Genomic DNA, 19,632 nt, shown 5'->3' on the forward strand with positions numbered 1-19,632 from the left:
GCGCGTCAGGGCCGCAGCCCGCTGACCAGTTCGGCGGTGGCGGTGAGCCCGCTGGAGATGCTGGGGCCCATGCTGGTGCCCGCCAGGCAGAAGCCGAGCAGGACACAGGTCAGGGCGTGGGAGATCTTCAGCGCGCCGTTGCGCAGGAAGACCACCGCCAGGATCAGGAGCAGCAACATCACCGAGATGGAAACGGCCATCGGAAACCTCCTCCGCCACGCCCCTTGAGCGGCGTTCGGCCGCAAGTGTGGCGTAGCGGAGGGTTCGTCCGGGCAGCTGACGTGTCCCCCGTCCGGGTGATGTCGCGCGGACGGGGGCGGTGCGGGACCGCTGCCAGGGCCGGTGTCAGGGCGCCTGAAGATCGACCAGTGCGGCCAGGGCCTCCCGATGGGCGCCCGCCGTGCCGTACGCCAGCGAGTCGGCCTTGGCGCGCTTGAGAGACAGGTGCGCGGGGTGCTCCCAGGTCATACCGATGCCGCCGTGCAACTGGACGGCCTCCTCGGTGGCGTGGACGGCGACCGGAGCGGCGTACGCCTGGGCGACGGCCACCGCGACCTCGGTGTCCACGCCCGTGGCCAGCGCGTCGGCGGCGGCGCGGGCTGCGGCACGGAGGTTGACGACCTCCAGCCACAGCTGGGCGAGCCGGTGCTTGAGCGCCTGGAACCCGCCGACGGGCCGGTTGAACTGCCTGCGCTCCTTGAGATAGCGCACGGTCTCGGTCAACGACCAGTCCGCAAGCCCCAGTTGCTCGGAGGCGAGCAGTCCGGCGGCAGCCGTCAGGGCACGTCGTACGGCGGGTTCGGCAGCCCCGAGACGACGGCCCTGCGCACCGGCGAGGGTGACGGTGGCGAGCGGGCGCGTGAGATCGAGCGAGATCTGCGGGGTGACGGTCACCGCGTCGGCGTTCACCGCGTAGAGGCCGCCGTCGTCGGCCGGGACGAGCAGCACGTCGGCGGCGGTGGCGTCCGCGATGCCGGTGAACTCCCCGTGCAGCAGCCCCTCTTCGAGACGGGCGACGGGGAACGCGGCGCCGGGTGCGCGGTGCAGGCCGACGGCGAGGGCGGCGACGACCCGCCCGGAGGCGAGACCGCGCAGCGACTCGGCGTCCTCACAGGCGAGCAGCGCCTCGGTGGCGGTGACCGCACTGGTGAGATACGGCACCGGCGCCACGGAGCGCCCCAACTCCTCCAGCACCACGGCGACTTCGCGATGCGTCGCGCCCTGCCCGCCCAGATCCTCGGGGATCAGCAGTCCGGCCAGCCCCATACCGTCGGCCAGCAGCTTCCACAGGGCGAGGTCGTGCGGGGTGTCCGTCTCGATGCGGGCGAGCACGGACTCCGGGGCACAGTGGTCAGAGAGAAGGTCACGGACGGCGGCGCGGAGCGCTTCTTCCTCTTCCGAGTAGAGCAGATCGGGTTCGGTGTCCGGCGTCCGCACACCGGTGTTCGTCGTGCTCATCGGGCGAGGTCCTTCCAGGCGACGTCCTTGTCGGTGCGTGGTTCGGCGGGGAGGCCGAGGACGCGTTCGGCGACGATGTTCAGCAGGACCTCGCTGGTCCCGCCCTCGATGCTGTTGCCCTTGGCGCGCAGATAGCGGTATCCGGCGTCGCGGCCGGTGAAGTCGACCAGTTCGGGGCGGCGCATGGTCCAGTCGTCGTACAACAGGCCCTCTTCGCCTCGGAGTTCGACCTCCAGGCCGCTGATCTCCTGGTTGAGGCGGGCGAAGGCGAGCTTCATGCCGGAGCCCTCGTAGCCGGGCTGTCCGGCGACGAGCTGCTGGCGCAGGCGTTCGGCGGTGAGGCGGGAGACCTCGGACTCGACCCAGAGCTTGAGGAGACGCTGGTGCAGGTCGTGGGTGCGCAGTTCGGGGCGTTCGCGCCAGGTCTTCGCGACCGGGCCGATCATGCCGCCCTCGCGGGGCAGCCGCATGCCGCCGATGGAGACGCGCTCGTTCATGAGGGTGGTCTGCGCGACCCGCCAGCCGTCGCCGGTCTCGCCCAGGCGGCGCGCGTCGGGGATGCGCACATCGGTGAGGAAGACCTCGTTGAACTCGGCCTCGCCGGTGATCTGGCGCAGCGGCCGGACCTCGACGCCCGGGTCGCTCATGTCGCAGATGAAGTACGTGATGCCGGCGTGCTTGGGCACGTCCGGGTCGGTGCGGGCGATGAGGATGGCCCAGCGGGCGAGGTGGGCGCTGGAGGTCCACACCTTCTGCCCGTTGACGACCCACGATCCCCCACTCTCGGCTTCGCTCGAGCGGGCGGTACCCCCATCCTCGCGCACGGCGCGGGTGCCGAGCGCGGCCAGGTCGGACCCGGCGCCGGGCTCGCTGAAGAGCTGGCACCACACCTCCTCGCCGGTCCACAGCGGGCGCAGGAAGCGGGACTTCTGCTCGTCGGTGCCGTAGCGCAGGATCGTGGGCGCGGCCATGCCGAGGCCGATGCCGATGCGCCGGGGGTCGTTGTCGGGCGCCCCCGCAGCCGCCAACTCGGCGTCCACGACGGCCTGGAGGGCGCGCGGGACACCGAGGCCGCCAAGGCCCTCGGGGTAGTGGACCCAGGCGAGTCCGGCGTCGAAGCGGGCGCGCAGGAAGTCGAGCCGGTCGGTGGTGGCGGGCGGGTGCGCGGCCAGCAACTCGGCTGTGCGGCGGCGCAGTTCCCCGGCGTCGGTCATGCGGCGGCTCCGTTCTCCAGGACCACGGCGATACGGCCCGTGGTCGTACCGTCGGCGACCCGCCGCACGGCGTCGGCCGCGCCGCTCAGGGGCACGCGCTCGCTGATCAGCGGCTTGATCGCGCCGCGCGCGGCGAGTTCGGTCAGTTCCTCGTGGCAACGCAGGATCAGCTTGGGGTTCTTGGTGTTGTACAGGCCCCAATGCAGGCCCACGATCGAGTAGTTCTTCACCAGGGCGTGGTTGAGGGCGGGGCTCGGGATGGTGCCGCTGGCGAAGCCGACGACGACGATCCGGCCCTCGAAGGCGACCAGCTTGGCGGACTGCGCGTAGGCGGCGCCGCCGACGGGGTCGTAGATCACGTCCGCGCCCCGGCCGCCGGTGGCCTCCTTGACGGCGGCGACCACGTCCTCGCTCAGCCGGTCCACGACCACGTCACAGCCCAACTCGCGGGCAACAGCCGCCTTTTCGGCGCCGCCCACGACGCCGATGACGCGTGCCCCGGCCGCCTTGCCGAGCTGGACGGCCGCGCTGCCGACCCCTCCGGCGGCGGCGTGCACGAGCAGGGTCTCGCCCGCTTCCAGGTGGGCCCTGCGGTGCAGCCCGAACCAGCCGGTCTGGTAGCCGATGTGCAGGGCGGCGGCCTCCGCGTCGTCCAGCGAGTCGGGGGCGGGCAGCAGCGCGCGGGCGTCGGCGAGGGCGTACTCCGCGAAACCGCCGTACGGCAGTGCGGGGTTGGCGATCACCCGGCGCCCGTCTTCGGTCTCGCCGCAGATCTCGACGCCGGGTGTGAAGGGCAGCGGGGGCCGGATCTGGTACTGGCCCCGGCACAGCAGGGCGTCCGGGAAGTTGACGTTGGCGGCACGCACCCGGAGCAGCACCTGCCCCTCGCCGGGCACCGGCTGGTCCACTTCCGCGAGGCGCATCACCTCACCCGGCTCGCCGTTCTCGTGCACCTGCCATGCCTGCATGTGAAGCCTCCACGGGACTGCCTCGTGCGACCGGGGTCCTCGGCATACTAAGCGGTCGCTTGCCGGTGAGGGAAGGGCGGTCACGCGGCGCCGGTGGCCGACCACGCGCCGCTCGCCCGCGCTCGGCCCCGCCCACCCGGAACCCCGGGCCGCCCCCGGCTCACTCCTTCTCGCCCTGCCGCCCCGTCCGCGCCCGCACATGCATCCGCTCCCCCTGCGGCCCGAACAGGCTCAGGAACTCCACAGGACCCTCCCCCGTGGACCCGAACCAGTGCGGCACCCGGGTGTCGAACTCGGCCGCCTCGCCCGGCCCGAGCACCACGTCATGGTCGCCCAGCACCAGCCGCAGCCTGCCGGAGAGGACGTACATCCACTCGTAGCCCTCGTGGGTGCGCGGGTCGGGTTCGCGGACGCGCTGCGGCTCCAGCACCTTGAACGCCTGGAGGCCGCCGGGGCGCCGGTTCAGCGGCAGAAAGGTGCGCCCGTCCCGCATCAGCGGCTTGGCCCGCACCCGTGGATCACCGACCGGCGGCGCCCCGACCAGCTCGTCCAGCGGGACCTGGTGCGCCTGTGCGATGGGCAGCAGCAGCTCCAGGCTGGGCCTGCGCAGCCCGGACTCCAGCCGGGACAGGGTGCTGACGGAGATGCCGGTGCGCTCGGAGAGGGCGGCGAGGGTGACGTCCCGCTGCTTGCGGATACGGCGCAGGCGCGGCCCGACCCCGGCCAGCACCTCTTCCGTGCTCTCCTCGGTGCTGTCCTCGGTCCCCCGGTGGCTGTGGTTCATGTCTTTCATTGCAGAATCAGCAAAGAGGTTTGTCAACACGGCAGGGAACGCGCGACCGTCGGAGCCGGAGGTGGTCACCTTGACCGAGAGTTCCGGGAACGCGGACAACTACAACGAGAACAGCTACGACGTGGTCGTCGTCGGAGGCGGCGCGGCCGGACTGTCCGCCGCGCTGGTGCTGGGCCGGGCCCGGCGGCGCACGCTGGTGGTGGACGCGGGTGAACCCCGCAACGCCCCCTCGGCCCATCTGCACGGCTATCTGTCGCGCGACGGCATGGCACCGGCCGACTTCCTGGCCGTGGGCCGCGAGGAGATCGCCCGGTACGGCGTGGAACTGGTGCGGGACCGGGCACTGACGGCGATCCGCGACGCGGACCTGACACCGGGCGCACCCGGCCGCGCACCCGGCGGCTCCGACCTGACCCCCGACGGCTTCACCGTCACCCTCGCGAGCGGCCGGACCGTACGCGCCCGGCACCTGGTCGTCGCCACCGGCCTCAGGGACGAACTCCCGCCCCTCCCGGGCCTGGCCGCCCGCTTCGGCCGGGACGTGATCCACTGCCCGTACTGCCACGGCTGGGAGGCCCGCGACCTGCCCACCGGCGTGCTCGCCACCAGCCCGCTCAGCGCGCACCAGGCGCTGATGGTCACCCAGTGGTCCGACGACGTACGGCTCTTCCTGCACGAGGTCCCGGAGTCCGACCTGGCGGACGAGGACCGGCGCAGGCTGGCCGCCGCCGGGGTGGAGGTCGTTCCCGGCGAGGTGACCGGCCTGGTGGTGACCGACGACCGGCTCACCGGGGTCCGGCTCGGCGACGGCACGGTCCACGACCGCGCGGTGCTGTACGTCGCCCCGCGCCCCGTACCCCGCGACGAGCTGCTGACCTCGCTGGGCGCCGAGATGCGCGAGACGCCGTTCGGCCGGTACCCGGTGATCGACGAGCGGGGTCTGACGAGCGTGCCGGGGCTGTGGGCGGCGGGCAACGCGAGCGGATTCGCGGAACAGGTGGTGAACGCGGCGAGCCGGGGCTACCGGGCGGGCGCCGCCATCAACGGCGAACTGCTCTTCGCGGACCTGGACGCGAAGGCCGCGGAACCCGCGTAGCCCCGGCTCCCGTATCGGGGTGTGATCCGCCCGCCCCCGATGCACCATGGCTGCATGTTGCTGACCCGCCTCGCGGAGGTCTCCCGGGAGGTCGCCGCCACGGCGTCCCGGAACCGCAAGACCGCCCTGCTCGCGGAGCTGTTCCGGGACGCGGAACCGGCCGACGTGCCGATCGTCATCCCGTATCTGGCGGGACGGCTGCCGCAGGGGCGGATCGGGGTCGGCTGGAAGGTGCTGGGCGAGCCGGTGCCGCCCGCCGACAGGCCCTCGCTCACCGTGCGGGAGGTCGACGCCCGGCTGACGGAGCTGGCCGCGGTCTCCGGCGCGGGCTCGCAGAAGGAACGCGCCCGGATCCTCGGCGAGCTGATGGGCGCGGCAACGGAGGACGAGCAGCGCTTCCTGCGGGCCCTGCTCACCGGCGAGGTGCGGCAGGGTGCGCTGGACGCGGCGGCCGTGGCGGGGCTGGCCGCGGCGACCGGCGCGGACCCGGCGGAGGTGCGGCGGGCGGTGATGCTCGCCGGGTCGCTCCAGCCGGTGGCCGGGGCGCTGCTCGCCGAGGGGCCGGGGGCGCTGGAGCGGTTCCGGCTCACGGTGGGGCGGCCGGTGCTGCCGATGCTGGCGCGCAGCGCGTCCTCGGTGGCGGAGGCGGTGGAGAAGCTGGGGGCGTGCGCGGTCGAGGAGAAGCTGGACGGCATCCGGGTCCAGGTGCACCGCGACGGCGACGCGGTAGGCATCCACACCCGCACCCTGGACGACATCACCGACCGGCTGCCGGAGGTGGTGGCGGCTGCCCTCGAGCTGCCGGGCGAGCGGTTCGTGCTGGACGGCGAGGTGATCTCGTTCGGCCCGGACGGACGGCCGCGTTCCTTCCAGCAGACGGCGGGCCGGGTGGGCTCCCGGGTGGACGTGGCGCGGGCGGCCGAGGAGGTGCCGGTCTCCCCCGTCTTCTTCGACGCGCTGTCCGTCGACGGCCGCGATCTGCTGGACCTGCCCTTCGCCGAGCGGCACGCGGAGCTGTCCCGGCTGGTGCCGGAGCCGATGCGGGTGCGCCGGGCGCTGGTGGCGGGGCCCGAGGAGACCGGCGAGGCGGAGGCGTTCCTGGCGCAGACGCTGGCGCGCGGCCACGAGGGCGTGGTGGCCAAGGGGCTGGACGCGCCGTACAGCGCGGGGCGGCGCGGCGCCTCCTGGCTGAAGGTGAAGCCGGTGCACACCCTGGACCTGGTGGTGCTGGCCGCCGAGTGGGGACACGGCAGGCGCACCGGCAAACTCTCCAACCTGCATCTGGGCGCCCGCACCGCCGACGGGGGTTTCGTGATGCTGGGCAAGACCTTCAAGGGCATGACCGACGCGATGCTCGCCTGGCAGACCGAACGCCTCGGGGAGCTGGCCGTCGAGGACAACGGCTGGGTGGTGACCGTACGGCCCGAACTCGTCGTGGAGATCGCCTACGACGGTCTCCAGCGCTCCACCCGCTACCCGGGCGGTGTCACCCTGCGCTTCGCGCGCGTGGTCCGCTATCGCGAGGACAAGCGGCCCGAGGAGGCCGATACGGTGGAGGACCTGCTCGCGGCCCACCCGGAGGTCATGGCGTGACAGTGCGTGCGACGAAGCGCAGCGCGGGACTGCTGGTGTTCCGCCACACCGATGACGGACTCGAGGTGTTGCTCGGCCATATGGGCGGCCCCTTCTACACGAAGAAGGACGCGGGCGCCTGGACGGTCCCCAAGGGCGAGTACGAACCGGACGAGCCCGCGTGGGAGGCGGCCCGGCGGGAGTTCCGCGAGGAGCTGGGGCTCGAACCGCCGGACGGCGAGGCCCTGCCCCTGGGCGAGATCGCGCAGCGCAACGGGAAGATCGTCACCGCCTGGGCGGTCGAGGGCGACCTCGATCCCGGGACCATCTCGCCGGGCACCTTCACGATGGAGTGGCCGCCGCGCTCGGGGCGTACGCAGGAGTTCCCCGAGCTGGACCGGGTGGCCTGGTTCACCCCCGAGAAGGCCCGCGAAGTCCTCGTCGCCGGGCAGGGGGCGTTTCTCGACCGGTTGGCGGAGCACTCGGGCTGAGACGGACGGCCACGCGTTGCGCTGCCCCGCACCGCGCGCGAAGGTCGAGGAAAAACCCGCTCAGGGAGGCCAGCCATGCCCATCGCGACGGTGAACCCGGCGAACGGCGAGACGCTCAAGACGTACGAGCCGATGGACGACGCCGAGGTGGAGCGCAGGCTCCAGCTCGCGGAGGCCACCTTCCGCACCTATCGCACGAGCCCGTTCGCCGAGCGCTCCCGGCTGCTCAACCGGGCCGCCGACCTGCTGGACGCCGACCGCGACGAGGTCGCGCGGGTCATGACCCTGGAGATGGGCAAGCCGATCGGGCAGGCCCGCGCCGAGGCCGCCAAGTGCGCCAAGGCGATGCGCTGGTACGCCGCGCGCGCCGCGGAACTGCTCGCCGACGAGGTCCCGGACCCGGAGGACGTACGGGACTCGGGCGCCCTCGGGGTCCGGGTCGTCTACCGCCCCCTTGGCCCGGTCCTCGCGGTGATGCCGTGGAACTTCCCGCTCTGGCAGGTGATCCGCTTCGCCGCGCCCGCGCTGATGGCGGGCAACGTCGGCCTCCTCAAGCACGCCTCGAACGTGCCGCAGACCGCCCTGTATCTGGAGGACCTGTTCCACCGGGCGGGCTTCCCCGAGGGCTGTTTCCAGACCCTGCTGATCGGCTCCTCGGCCGTCGACGCGATCCTGCGCGACGACCGGGTGAAGGCCGCGACGCTCACCGGCAGCGAACCGGCCGGACGCGCGGTCGCCGCCACCTCCGGCGAGATGATCAAGAAGACGGTCCTCGAACTGGGCGGCAGCGACCCCTACCTCGTCCTGCCCTCCGCCGACCTGGACCGCGCCGCACGCACGGCGGTGCTCGCCCGGACGCAGAACAACGGCCAGTCCTGCATCGCCGCGAAGCGGTTCATCATCCACCGGGACGTGTACGACGCGTTCGTGACCGAGTTCGTCGCCCGCATGAAGGACCTGACCGTCGGCGACCCGCTGGACGAGAACGTGGACATCGGCCCGCTCGCCACCGAGCAGGGCCGCAGCGACGTGGAGGAGCTGGTCGACGACGCGCGCCGCAGCGGGGCCGAGGTGCTGTGCGGGGGCGAGGCGCCCGGGGGCGTGGGCTGGTTCTACCCGCCGACCGTCCTCGGCGGGATCACCCGCGAGATGCGCATCCACCGCGAGGAGGCGTTCGGGCCCGTGGCCACGCTGTACCGGGCCGACGACCTGGAGGAGGCGATCCTGATCGCCAACGACTCGCCGTTCGGTCTCAGTTCGAGCGTGTGGACGCACGACACGGAGGAGATGGCGCACTGCGCGCGGGACATCGAGGCGGGGGGCGTGTTCATCAACGGGATGACGGCCTCTCACGCGGCGTTCCCCTTCGGCGGTGTGAAGCGGTCGGGGTACGGGCGTGAGCTGTCCGGGCAGGGAATCCGGGAGTTCTGCAACATCACGACGGTTTGGCAGGGGGCGTGAGGGCGGCGGGGCTACGATCCGGACTGTGACCCGCGAAGTGACGTTGCCCTTGATCGTGGACGACCGTGGTGCGCTGTCGGTTTCAGCGGCCGATGTGAGTGCGTTGCTGCGCAGTGTGGGGGCGCGGTGGGTGCATCTCGTCGAGGCGGGGGAGAGGCTGGACGAGGATACGGTCGCCGCGTTGGCCATTGAGTTGGCGAAATTGGCTGACCGGATCGATGTGGCGTGCATCGCGCACAGCAGTGGGGCGCCGTAGTTCTTTCGGCCGGATGTCGGGTGCGGGTGCGTGGTGGCTGATCGCGCCCACGCGGCGGAGCCGCATATCGACACAGCCCCGCGCCCCTTGAGGGAGTTGCCCTCGGGCCTGATTTCAAGTGGCCGCTGACCTGCGCAAACAAAAGATCGTCACTCTCTGTTCTCGCCGGTTCGGCGTAACACCGCGCGAGTTCGTCGCTCTCTTGGGTGAGTGTGGGTGGACCACCTTCTGACCGGCGGACGAAGGCCCGCCGGACGGCGAAAGCAGGGACCGCTCATGGCGACTTTGTGCAGACCCTCGGTGTCCGTGCCGGAGCATGTGATCACGATGGAGGAGACGCTGGAGCTGGCGCGTACGCATCACGCGGACAACCCTCAGCTCCCGCTGGCCCTCCGGTTGATCGAGAACACCGGAGTGCGCACCCGGCACATCGTGCAGCCCATCGAGGAGACCCTGAAGCACCCCGGGTTCGAACAGCGCAACAAGCTGTACGAGTCGGAGGCCAAGGCCCGTGTCCCGGCAGTGATCCGCCAGGCGCTCGACGACGCGGAACTCCTCACCTCTGACATCGATGTCATCATCTACGTGTCGTGCACGGGCTTCATGATGCCCTCGCTCACCGCGTGGCTGATCAACGAGATGGACTTCTCCAGCACCACCCGGCAGCTGCCCATAGCCCAGCTGGGCTGTGCGGCCGGTGGTGCGGCCGTCAACCGCGCGCACGACTTCTGTTCGGCCTACCCCGACGCCAACGCCCTCATCGTGGCCTGCGAGTTCTGCTCGCTGTGCTACCAGCCCACCGACCTCGGCGTCGGATCGCTGCTGTCCAACGGCCTGTTCGGCGACGGCATCGCGGCGGCCGTCGTACGCGGCCAGGGCGGCCGGGGCGTCGAGCTGGAGCGCAACGGCTCGTATCTGATCCCCAAGACCGAGGACTGGATCTCGTACGACGTGCGGGACACCGGGTTCCACTTCCTGCTGGACAAGCGGGTGCCGACCACGATGGAGCCGCTGGCCCCGGCGCTCCAGGACCTCGCGGGCACCCACGGCTGGAACGCCTCCGACCTGGACTTCTACATCATCCACGCGGGCGGCCCCCGCATACTCGACGACCTCAGCAAGTTCCTGAACGTCGAGCCGCACGCGTTCCGGTTCAGCCGGTCCACGCTCACCGAGTACGGGAACATCGCGAGCGCCGTCGTCCTGGACGCGCTGCGCCGGCTGTTCGACGACGGCGGCCCCGAGGAGGGGGCGCGCGGGCTGATGGCCGGGTTCGGCCCCGGCATCACCGCCGAGATGACCGTCGGCCGCTGGTCCGAGGGCAGTTGAGAGGAGGCGCCATGTCCGAGAAGACACTCACCGAGACCCAGCCTCCCGTCCGGCAGTGGCCCGCGGTCGACCTGGCCGGGACGGACTTCGACCCGGTGCTCACCGAGCTGATGCGCGAGGGCCCGGTCACCCGCATCCAGCTGCCCAACGGCGAGGGCTGGGCGTGGCTGGTCACCCGGCACGACGATGTGCGCATGGTGACCAACGACCCCCGGTTCGGCCGGGAGGCGGTCATGGACAAGCCGGTCACCCGGCTCGCCCCGCACTTCATCCCGGACCGGGGAGCGGTCGGCTTCCTGGACCCGCCGGACCACACCCGGCTGCGCCGTTCGGTCGCCGCCGCGTTCACCGCGAAGGGCGTGGAGCGGGTCCGCGAGAAGTCCCGCCACCTGCTGGAGGAGCTGGTCGACGAACTCCTCCAGGACGGTCCGCCCGCCGACCTCACCCGCTCGGTGCTGAGCCCCTTCCCCATCGGGGTGATCTGCGAGCTGATGGGCGTCCCGGCCGCCGACCGGCACTCGATGCACGAGTGGACCCAGCTCATCCTGTCCTCCGCGCACGGCAAGGAGGTCAGCGAGAAGGCCAAGCGCGAGATGAGCGCCTACTTCTCCGACCTGATCGCGCTGCGCGAGGGCAGCACCGGCGAGGACGTGACCTCGCTGCTCGGCGCTGCTGTCGGCCGGGCCGAGGTCACCCTGGAGGAGGCCGTCGGGCTCGCCGTACTCCTCCAGATCGGCGGCGAGGCGGTCACCAACAACAGCGGGCAGATGTTCTATCTGCTGCTGACCCGGCCGGAGTTGGCGGACCGGCTGCGCGCGGACCCGGCGATCCGCCCGCGGGCCATCGACGAGCTGCTGCGCTACATCCCGCACCGCAACGCCGTCGGCCTGTCCCGGATCGCCCTGGAGGACGTGGACATCAGGGGCGTGCGCATCAGGGCGGGCGACGCGATCTACGTCTCCTACCTGGCCGCCAACCGCGACCCGGAGGTCTTCCCGGACCCGGAGACGATCGACTTCGAGCGCAGCCCCAACCCGCATGTGGCCTTCGGTTTCGGCCCGCACTACTGCCCCGGCGGCATGCTGGCCCGGCTGGAGTCCGAACTCCTGGTGGACACGCTCCTGGACCAGGTGCCCGGCCTCAGGCTCGCGGTGCCGCCGGACCAAGTGCCCTTCCGCAAGGGCGCGTTGATCCGGGGTCCAGAGGCGCTGCCGGTGACCTGGTGAGCGGCCCATGACCACCGAGGGACTGCTGGTACCGCCGGGAGCGGGCCGGGTCGTCGAGACGGCCGCCCAGCGGGTCACGTTCAAGGTCACCGGCACCCACTCGCGGACGGCCTCCACCTTCGAGGTGGAGGTCCCGCCCGGGTTCGACGTCGGCGCCCATGTCCACACGCGCAGCGAGGAGTTGTTCTACGTCCTGGACGGCGAACTGGACGTCCTCGCCTTCGAACCACGCATCCGCACCCCCGACAACTGGCAGAAGTGGGAGTCGAGTTCGGGCACAAGGGTGGTAAGAGCCACGCCAGGCACCCTCATCGTCGTCCCGCCCGGCTGCCCCCACGCCTTCGCCAACCCGACCGACACCCCGGCGAAGATGTTCTTCCAGGCCTCTCCCCCACCGGACCACGAACGCTACTTCGAGGAGCTGCTGGAGATCCTGGACAGCGGAGGCCCGCCGGACCACGAGGCGATAGAGGCGCTGCGAAAGCGCTACGACATCACCCAACTCACACCCTTGAAACACCGGTGAGTTGACCAACCTCAAAGGGGCGCGGGGAACTGCGCGACAAGCCACAGACGACCGTCAGTCCGCAACGCACCCGCGCCCCCACGGCGCTACCGAATCGGCACCCCGGCAAGCGTCCGCGCAATAACAAGCCGCTGAATCTCGCTGGTCCCCTCGAAGATCGTGTAAATAGCCGCATCCCGATGCATCCGCTCCACGGGATACTCGCGCGTGTACCCGTTCCCCCCGAGAATCTGAATCGCCTGCCCGGTGACCTTCTTGGCCGTCTCGGAGGCGAACAACTTCGACATCGACCCCTCGGCCGCAGTGAACGGCTTCCCATTGACCGCCATCCAGGAAGCCCGCCACACGAGCAACCGAGCCGCGTCGATAGAGGTCCGCATGTCGGCAAGCTGGAACGCAACCCCCTGGTTGTCCACAATGGCCCGCCCGAACTGCTCCCGAGTGACGGCGTAATCGAGGGCAACCTCATAAGCAGCCCGAGCCGTACCCACCGCCATGGCCCCGACGGCAGGTCGAGACGCCTCGAACGTGGCCATGGCCGCGTTCTTGACCCGCTCGCCACTGCGGGCCCGCTCCCGCGCCCGCGCCAGCCGCTCGTCCAGCTTCTCCTTGCCCCCGAGCAGGCAGGACCCGGGCACCCGGACGTTGTCGAGCACGACCTCCGCCGTGTGCGAGGCACGAATCCCGTGCTTCTTGAACTTCTGCCCCTGGGAAAGACCCGCCGTGCCGGGCGGGACGATGAAGGAGGCGTGGCCCTTGGAGCCGAGGTCCGGGTCGACCACCGCGACGACGACATGGACGTTGGCGATGCCGCCGTTGGTGGCCCAGGTCTTGGTGCCGTTGAGCACCCACTCGTCCTTGGCCTCGTCGTATACGGCACGGGTCCGCATCGAGGCGACGTCGGAGCCCGCGTCGGGCTCGGAGGAGCAGAAGGCGGCGACCTTCACGTCACTGGCGTCGCCGTACATCTGGGGTATCCAGGTGCCGATCTGCTCCTCGGTGCCGTTGGCGAGGACGCCGACGGCGGCGAGGCCGGTGCCGACGATGGACAGCGCGATGCCCGCGTCGCCCCAGAACAGCTCCTCCATCGCCATGGGTATGCCGAGCCCGGTGGGGTCGAAGTACTGCTGGGCGTAGAAGTCGAGGGAGTAGATGCCGACCTTGGCGGCCTCCTGGATGACCGGCCAGGGAGTCTCCTCACGCTCGTCCCATTCGGCGGCAGCGGGACGGATCACATCGGCGGCGAAACCGTGCAGCCAGTCCCGGACCTCCTTCTGTTCGTCGTTGAGCTCCATGGTGAACTCGGCCATGTCCCCTCCAGCGGCGGCGCGTACTACTGTTACTAGCGGTAACCAGAGTCTGTTACCGACCGGTAGCGGAAGTCAACTCCGTAGGGCCTCTCGGTATCCCGTTCGATGTCAGGGGGCCTTTCAGTGTTACTTTGCGCAGGCGTCACCGAATCAGCACAGGTGGGGAGAGCACATGGACACCACGCAGCGGACCGATCAGCAGCGGTCCGCCGACCGCCGACGGCGCGAGTTGCTGGAGGCCGCCGACCGGGTGGTGCTGCGCGAAGGACCGCAGGCGTCGATGAACGCCATCGCCGCGGAGGCGGGCATCACCAAGCCGATCCTCTACCGCCACTTCGGCGACAAGGGCGGGCTCTACGCCGCGCTCGCCAAGCGCCACACCGACGCCCTGCTGGACTCGCTGCGGGCGGCCCTGGACGCGCCCTCGGACCGGCGCGAGCGGGTGGAGAACACGCTCGACACCTATCTGGCCGCCATCGAGGCCCGGCCGCAGGTCTACCGCTTCCTGATGCACCCCGCCGAAAGCGGCCCGTCCGGCGACCCGGGCTTCGACGTGGGCAAGCACAGCGTGCCGCTGCTGCGGCGGATGGGCGAGGAGCTGGCGCAGGTCATCGAGGAGCGCGTGGACCTCGGTCCGGGCAGCGAGCAGCTGGCCCGGGTGTGGGGGCACGGGATCGTCGGCATGATGCACGCGGCCGGTGACTGGTGGCTGGGCGAGCGGCCCTGCTCCCGGGCCGAACTGGTGCGTTCCCTCGCGGACTTGCTGTGGGGCCGCCTCGCGGCTGCCGGGGACCGGGTCGGCGGCCCCGGTTTCTGACGGACCCGGTAAGCCCTCAACCAAGCCCGGAGGACCTTCAGCGGCTCCAGTCGGCCCGCCTCACCTGCCGCTCCAGCCGCCGCTTGCGCCAGCCGGTGACCCGGTCGGCATAGACCGTGCCGTCCAGGTGGTCGCACTCGTGCTGGAGACAGCGGGCGAAGAAGCCCGTGCCGTCCACGCTCACCGGTTCGCCGTCCTTCGTGAATCCCTCGACCACCGCGTGGTCGTACCGTTCCGTGCCCGCCTCAAGACCGGGCAGGGACAGGCAGCCCTCCGGTCCGCGCAGCTCGATCCCGTCCGCCGTCACCAGGCGCGGGTTGACCACGTGGCCGAGGTGGCGGACCTCCTCGTCGTCGGGACAGTCGTAGACGAACACCCGCAAAGGGACGCCGATCTGGTTGGCGGCGAGGCCGACTCCCCGGGCCGCGTACATGGTCGCGAACAAGTCGGCGACGAGCCGCGCGAGTTCCGGGCCGAAGTCGGTGACCTCCGCGCAGGGGGCGTGCAGAACGGGGTCGCCGAGGAGGGAAAGCGGCCTGACGCGCCCTCGGGCGCCCGGGATGGAGCGTTGTCGCATGGCGGCAAGGGTACGGTTCGTTCGGCCCCTCACCACCGCGCGGTGTGGGGCCGGGATTCGGGTGTGCGAACGGTTCTCGATAGGCTGAGGCCCCCACCACGTTGCCGGATGGCCTGAGGCGCGGCGCGTACGCAAGGAGGATCGAGAACTGATGGCAGGCAACTCGGACCCGCTCTCGCCGCGGGCCAAGCTGGCCGTGACCGCGGGCAAAGCGGTCGCGGCGGCATCACGCGCCGCCGGACGCGGCAGCGGGTCGGTGATCGGCGGGAAGGTCGCCCTGCGGCTCGACCCCGACCTGCTGGCCCGGCTGGCCACGCACCTGGACGTCGTCCTGGTGTCGGCGACCAACGGCAAGACCACCACCACCCGGCTCATCGCGGAGGCACTGCGCGCCGCAGGACCGGTCGTGTCCAACGCGCTCGGCGCCAACATGCCGGCCGGTATCACCTCCGCCCTGGCGGGCGGCTCGGACGCCAAGTTCGGCGTCATAGAGGTGGACGAGAAGTACCTGGCCGGTGTGGCGCGGGACACCAGCCCGAAGTGCATCGCGCTGCTGAACCTCTCCCGCGACCAGCTGGACCGCGCGGCCGAGACCCGGATGCTCGCCGAGAACTGGCGCGAGGGTCTGTCGGGCTCCAAGGCCGTGATCGTCGCCAACTGCGACGACCCGCTGGTGGTGTGGGCGGCCTCGTCCTCCCCCAACGTGGTCTGGGTCGCGGCCGGACAGATGTGGAAGGACGACGCCTGGTCCTGCCCGTCCTGCGGCGGTGTCATGCAGCGTCCGGGCGACGACTGGTTCTGCGGCGAGTGCGGCTTCCGCCGTCCGACGCCGAGCTGGGCGCTCTCCGGCGACCATGTGCTCGACCCGCACGGCTCGGCCTGGCCGATCCACCTCCAGCTGCCGGGCCGCGCCAACAAGGCGAACGCGGCCAGCTCCGCGGCCGTCGCCGCCGTCTTCGGGGTGCCCCCGCAGGTCGCCCTGGAGCGGATGTACCAGGTGCAGGCGGTCGCCGGACGCTACGACGTGGTCCAGTTCCAGAACCGCGATCTGCGCCTGCTGCTGGCGAAGAACCCGGCCGGCTGGCTGGAGACCTTCTCCCTGATCGACCCGCCGCCCACCCCGGTGATCCTGTCCGTGAACGCGCGCGGCGCGGACGGCACCGACACCTCGTGGCTGTGGGACGTGGACTACACGCGGCTGACCGGCCACCCGATCTTCGTGATCGGTGACCGCAAGCTGGACCTCGCCGTCCGCCTGGAGGTCGCGAACCAGGACTTCCAGGTGTGCGAGAACCTCGACCAGGCCGTGCAGCTCGCACCGCCGGGCCGTATCGAGGTCATCGCGAACTACACCGCGTTCCAGGACCTGCGCCGCCGGGTCGGCAACTGATCAGGAAGGGCGATCACCTCATGAGCGACAACCAACTGCGGCTGGTGTGGATCTATCCCGACCTGCTGAGCACCTACGGCGACCAGGGCAACGCGCTCGTCGTCGAGCGCCGGGCGCGCCAGCGCGGCCTGGACGTGGCCCGGCTGGACGTGCGCAGCGACCAGCCGATCCCGACCTCCGGTGACATCTACCTGATCGGCGGCGGCGAGGACCGGCCCCAGCGCCTGGCGGCCGAGCGGCTGCGCCGCGACGGGCACCTCCAACGGGCGGTGGAGAACGGCGCGATCGTGTTCTCCGTCTGCGCGGGCTACCAGATCCTGGGCCACGAGTTCATCAACGACCTCGGCCAGCGCGAGCCGGGCCTCGGTCTGCTCGACGTGGTCTCGGTGCGCGGCGAGGGCGAGCGGTGCGTCGGCGACGTCCTTGGCGACATCGACCCGCAGCTCGGCCTGCCCCAGCTGACCGGCTTCGAGAACCACCAGGGCGTCACCCATCTGGGCCCGACCGCCCGCGCCTTCGCCCAGGTCCGCCTGGGCCGGGGCAACGGCACCGGGGACGGCACGGAGGGCGCGTACAACGGGACCGTGTTCGGTACGTACATGCACGGCCCCGTGCTGGCCCGTAACCCGCAGATCGCGGACCTGCTGCTGAAGCTGGCGCTGGACGTGAACGCGCTGCCGCCCATCGACGACCGGTGGTACGAGGCGCTGCGCGACGAGCGGATCGCGGCGGCGAAGCAGCCCGCGTAAGGGCGAACCCCACACACGGGGTCAAAGCAGTGCACTTCAGGCGGGCCTGTGACGGTGTCACGGGCCCGCCTGACTGTGTGTCCGCTCACCTGTGCGGACACGTCCATCAGGCGGACGCCCGGTGGGGCGCGGAGCGTCCGCGCCGTACTCTGGCCGGGAAAGCCGCCGGACAACGCGGTCCGGCCTCCCGGTACTCGTCGAGAAGGTATCTCGGGCTATGCGCATTGGTGTCCTCACCTCCGGTGGCGACTGCCCCGGTCTGAACGCCGTCATCCGGTCCGTCGTACACCGTGCCCTCGTCGACCACGGTGACGAGGTGATCGGCTTCCGGGACGGCTGGAAGGGCCTCCTGGAGTGCGACTACACGAAGCTCGACCTCGATGCCGTCAGCGGCATCCTGGCGCTCGGCGGCACCGTCCTCGGCTCGTCCCGGGTGCGCCCCGAGCGGCTGCGCGGCGGGGTGGAGCGGGTCCGGGGCCATGTCGAGGAGCTGGGCCTGGACGCGATCATCCCGATCGGCGGCGAGGGCACGCTCAAGGCGGCCCGGCTGCTCTCCGACAGCGGGCTGCCCATCGTGGGCGTGCCGAAGACCATCGACAACGACATCGCCGCGACGGACGTCACCTTCGGCTTCGACACGGCGGTCGGCGTCGCGACCGACGCCCTCGACCGGCTGAAGACCACCGCCGAGTCCCATCAGCGGGTGCTCATCGTGGAGGTCATGGGGCGCCACACCGGCTGGATAGCGCTGCACTCGGGCATGGCGGCGGGCGCCCACGCCGTCCTCGTCCCGGAACGGCCCTTCGACGTCGAGGAGTTGGCGCAGCGGGTCGGCGCCCGGTTCGCGGCGGGCAAGCGGTCGGCCATCGTGGTCGCGGCCGAGGGCGCCGAGCCGCGCGCGGGCTCCATGGAGTTCGACGAGGGCGGTACGGACGTGTACGGCCACCGGCGCTTCGCCGGGGTCGCCCGGCAGCTCGCGGTGGAGCTGGAGCGGCGGCTCGGCAAGGAGGCCCGCCCGGTGATCCTCGGGCATGTCCAGCGCGGCGGCACCCCGACGGCGTACGACAGGGTGCTGGCGACCCGGTTCGGCTGGCACGCGGTGGAGGCGGTGCACCGCGGGGAGTTCGGGATGATGACCGCGCTGCGCGGCACCGAGATCGTGACGGTGCCGCTGGCGGAGGCGGTGAGCCGGCTGAAGACGGTCCCGGCGGAGCGGTACGCCGAGGCGGAGTGCGTGGTCTGAGGGGCCGGGGGTACGGGCGACCCCGCTCACGGGCGGGCACGGCGGCGCCCGTACCCTGAGTGCGGACAGAATCCGCACAACCCCCACGAACCAGGAGCCGCCGGATGGACCACAGCGGGCACGGCATGATGCCGGATCTGCCGCCGTTCACGCTGGGACGGGGGCTGGAGTGGTCGGCGGACCCGTTCTTCCTGATCGCCTGTCTGGCCGGGCTCGGGCTGTACGCCTGGGGCGTGGTGCGGCTGCGGCGGCGCGGGGACCAGTGGCCGGTGGCGCGGACGGTGTCGTTCGCGGTGGGCGTGCTGACGATCGGCCTGGTGATGTGCACCAAGCTGAACGACTACGGCATGGTCATGTTCAGCGTGCACATGGTGCAGCACATGATCATCAGCATGCTGTCGCCGATCCTGCTCCTGCTCGGCGCCCCGATGACGCTGGCGCTGCGCGCGCTGCCGACGGCGGGCAAGGGCCGCACGGGGCCGCGCGAGCTGCTGCTGGCCCTGCTGCACAGCCGGTACATGCGGGTGATCACGCACCCGGCGTTCACCATCCCGATGTTCATCGCGAGCCTGTACGCGCTGTACTTCACCCCGCTGTTCGACTTCCTGATGGGCTCGCCGCTCGGGCACATCGCGATGATGGTGCACTTCCTCGCGGTGGGCGTGGTGTTCTTCTGGCCGATCATCGGCGTGGACCCCGGTCCGCACCGGCCCGGCTATCTGATGCGGATGCTGGAACTGTTCGCGGGGATGCCGTTCCACGCGTTCTTCGGTATCGCGCTGATGATGGCGTCCGAGCCGATGGTGAAGACCTTCCAGCACCCGGCGGCCTCCCTCGGCATCGACGCCCTCTCCGACCAGAACGCGGCGGGCGGCATCGCCTGGGGCTTCAGCGAGGTCCCCTCGGTGCTGGTGCTGATCGCCCTGCTGTTCCAGTGGTACGGCTCCGAGCAGCGGCAGGCCCGCCGCAAGGACCGCGCCGCGGACCGGGACGGTGACAAGGAGCTGGAGGCGTACAACGCCTATCTGGCCTCGCTGAGCGGGCGCCAGGGCTGACGCCACCGAGGGAACACGGGTCGTACGGGGCCGGTCGCGAAGAACGCGACCGGCCCCGAGTCGTGCCACGGACGGCGGACACGGGGCACCATGGGGGTGGA

20 protein-coding genes are annotated in these 19,632 nt (G+C 71.4%); 13 read left to right on the top strand and 7 right to left on the bottom strand.

Annotated elements, in window-relative coordinates:
- Positions 1-5: 5 nt before the first annotated feature.
- The 5 genes from B079_RS0114795 to B079_RS0114815 form a co-directional block, all read right to left on the bottom strand.
- Positions 6-200, bottom strand: a complete 195-nt coding sequence (locus tag B079_RS0114795; protein WP_018546599.1) for a hypothetical protein — start codon at positions 198-200, stop codon at positions 6-8.
- Positions 201-345: 145 nt separating this feature from the next.
- Positions 346-1,458, bottom strand: coding sequence for an acyl-CoA dehydrogenase family protein (locus B079_RS0114800; RefSeq protein WP_018546600.1), 1,113 nt, complete (start codon positions 1,456-1,458; stop codon positions 346-348).
- Positions 1,455-2,672 carry an acyl-CoA dehydrogenase family protein gene (locus tag B079_RS0114805; RefSeq protein ID WP_018546601.1) on the bottom strand — a complete coding sequence of 406 codons (1,218 nt, stop codon included), beginning with the start codon at positions 2,670-2,672 and terminating at the stop codon, positions 1,455-1,457. Before B079_RS0114805 ends, B079_RS0114800 begins: the two co-directional genes overlap by 4 nt.
- The gene (locus B079_RS0114810; RefSeq protein ID WP_018546602.1) at positions 2,669-3,640 is read right to left on the bottom strand and encodes an NADPH:quinone oxidoreductase family protein; all 972 of its coding nucleotides are present in this window, start codon (positions 3,638-3,640) and stop codon (positions 2,669-2,671) included. The genes B079_RS0114805 and B079_RS0114810 overlap by 4 nt, the downstream gene beginning before the upstream one ends.
- 160 nt (positions 3,641-3,800) lie before the next feature.
- Positions 3,801-4,424 carry a helix-turn-helix transcriptional regulator gene (locus B079_RS0114815; RefSeq protein ID WP_018546603.1) on the bottom strand — a complete coding sequence of 208 codons (624 nt, stop codon included), beginning with the start codon at positions 4,422-4,424 and terminating at the stop codon, positions 3,801-3,803.
- 70 nt (positions 4,425-4,494) lie between these two features.
- On the opposite strand from B079_RS0114815, the gene B079_RS0114820 reads away from it, so the two are divergent.
- From B079_RS0114820 to B079_RS0114855, 8 genes are all read left to right on the top strand, one after another.
- Positions 4,495-5,529: an FAD-dependent oxidoreductase gene (locus B079_RS0114820; protein ID WP_018546604.1), complete on the top strand. Its 1,035-nt coding sequence runs from the start codon at positions 4,495-4,497 to the stop codon at positions 5,527-5,529.
- Positions 5,530-5,583: 54 nt separating this feature from the next.
- Complete coding sequence (locus B079_RS0114825) at positions 5,584-7,122, top strand: ATP-dependent DNA ligase (protein ID WP_026248707.1); 1,539 nt, start codon at positions 5,584-5,586, stop codon at positions 7,120-7,122.
- Positions 7,119-7,592, top strand: a complete 474-nt coding sequence (locus tag B079_RS0114830) for an NUDIX domain-containing protein (RefSeq protein WP_018546606.1) — start codon at positions 7,119-7,121, stop codon at positions 7,590-7,592. Before B079_RS0114825 ends, B079_RS0114830 begins: the two co-directional genes overlap by 4 nt.
- 75 nt (positions 7,593-7,667) lie before the next feature.
- Complete coding sequence (locus B079_RS0114835; RefSeq protein WP_018546607.1) at positions 7,668-9,053, top strand: NADP-dependent succinic semialdehyde dehydrogenase; 1,386 nt, start codon at positions 7,668-7,670, stop codon at positions 9,051-9,053.
- A gap of 25 nt (positions 9,054-9,078) precedes the next feature.
- Positions 9,079-9,309, top strand: a complete 231-nt coding sequence (locus B079_RS0114840) for a DUF6213 family protein (protein ID WP_026248708.1) — start codon at positions 9,079-9,081, stop codon at positions 9,307-9,309.
- A 276-nt stretch (positions 9,310-9,585) separates the two neighbouring features.
- Positions 9,586-10,638 (top strand): type III polyketide synthase, encoded by a 1,053-nt coding sequence (locus B079_RS0114845; RefSeq protein ID WP_051095109.1) that lies wholly within the window; start codon positions 9,586-9,588, stop codon positions 10,636-10,638.
- An 11-nt stretch (positions 10,639-10,649) separates the two neighbouring features.
- Positions 10,650-11,864: a cytochrome P450 gene (locus B079_RS0114850; protein WP_018546610.1), complete on the top strand. Its 1,215-nt coding sequence runs from the start codon at positions 10,650-10,652 to the stop codon at positions 11,862-11,864.
- Positions 11,865-11,871: 7 nt separating this feature from the next.
- Positions 11,872-12,390, top strand: coding sequence for a cupin domain-containing protein (locus B079_RS0114855; protein WP_018546611.1), 519 nt, complete (start codon positions 11,872-11,874; stop codon positions 12,388-12,390).
- 86 nt (positions 12,391-12,476) lie between these two features.
- On the opposite strand, the gene B079_RS0114860 is transcribed toward B079_RS0114855, so the two are convergent.
- The gene (locus B079_RS0114860; RefSeq protein ID WP_018546612.1) at positions 12,477-13,700 is read right to left on the bottom strand and encodes an acyl-CoA dehydrogenase family protein; all 1,224 of its coding nucleotides are present in this window, start codon (positions 13,698-13,700) and stop codon (positions 12,477-12,479) included.
- Between the two features lie 172 nt (positions 13,701-13,872).
- Here B079_RS0114860 and B079_RS0114865 point away from each other — a divergent pair, with 172 nt between their 5' ends.
- On the top strand, positions 13,873-14,517 hold the full coding sequence (locus tag B079_RS0114865) for a TetR family transcriptional regulator (protein ID WP_018546613.1): 645 nt from the start codon (positions 13,873-13,875) through the stop codon (positions 14,515-14,517).
- A 37-nt stretch (positions 14,518-14,554) separates the two neighbouring features.
- Here B079_RS0114865 and def read toward each other — a convergent pair whose 3' ends face one another.
- Positions 14,555-15,094, bottom strand: coding sequence for a peptide deformylase (def, locus tag B079_RS0114870; RefSeq protein WP_018546614.1), 540 nt, complete (start codon positions 15,092-15,094; stop codon positions 14,555-14,557).
- Positions 15,095-15,245: 151 nt separating this feature from the next.
- On the opposite strand from def, the gene B079_RS0114875 reads away from it, so the two are divergent.
- The 4 genes from B079_RS0114875 (at position 15,246) to B079_RS0114890 (ending at position 19,531) form a co-directional block, all read left to right on the top strand.
- Positions 15,246-16,484: a MurT ligase domain-containing protein gene (locus tag B079_RS0114875; RefSeq protein WP_018546615.1), complete on the top strand. Its 1,239-nt coding sequence runs from the start codon at positions 15,246-15,248 to the stop codon at positions 16,482-16,484.
- A gap of 20 nt (positions 16,485-16,504) precedes the next feature.
- Complete coding sequence (locus B079_RS0114880; protein ID WP_018546616.1) at positions 16,505-17,233, top strand: type 1 glutamine amidotransferase; 729 nt, start codon at positions 16,505-16,507, stop codon at positions 17,231-17,233.
- Between the two features lie 217 nt (positions 17,234-17,450).
- Positions 17,451-18,476 carry a 6-phosphofructokinase gene (locus tag B079_RS0114885; RefSeq protein ID WP_018546617.1) on the top strand — a complete coding sequence of 342 codons (1,026 nt, stop codon included), beginning with the start codon at positions 17,451-17,453 and terminating at the stop codon, positions 18,474-18,476.
- 104 nt (positions 18,477-18,580) lie between these two features.
- On the top strand, positions 18,581-19,531 hold the full coding sequence (locus tag B079_RS0114890; protein ID WP_018546618.1) for a cytochrome c oxidase assembly protein: 951 nt from the start codon (positions 18,581-18,583) through the stop codon (positions 19,529-19,531).
- Positions 19,532-19,632: the final 101 nt, after the last annotated feature.

The sequence above is a fragment of the Streptomyces sp. LaPpAH-108 genome, assembly GCF_000373625.1.
Taxonomy (GTDB): domain Bacteria; phylum Actinomycetota; class Actinomycetes; order Streptomycetales; family Streptomycetaceae; genus Streptomyces.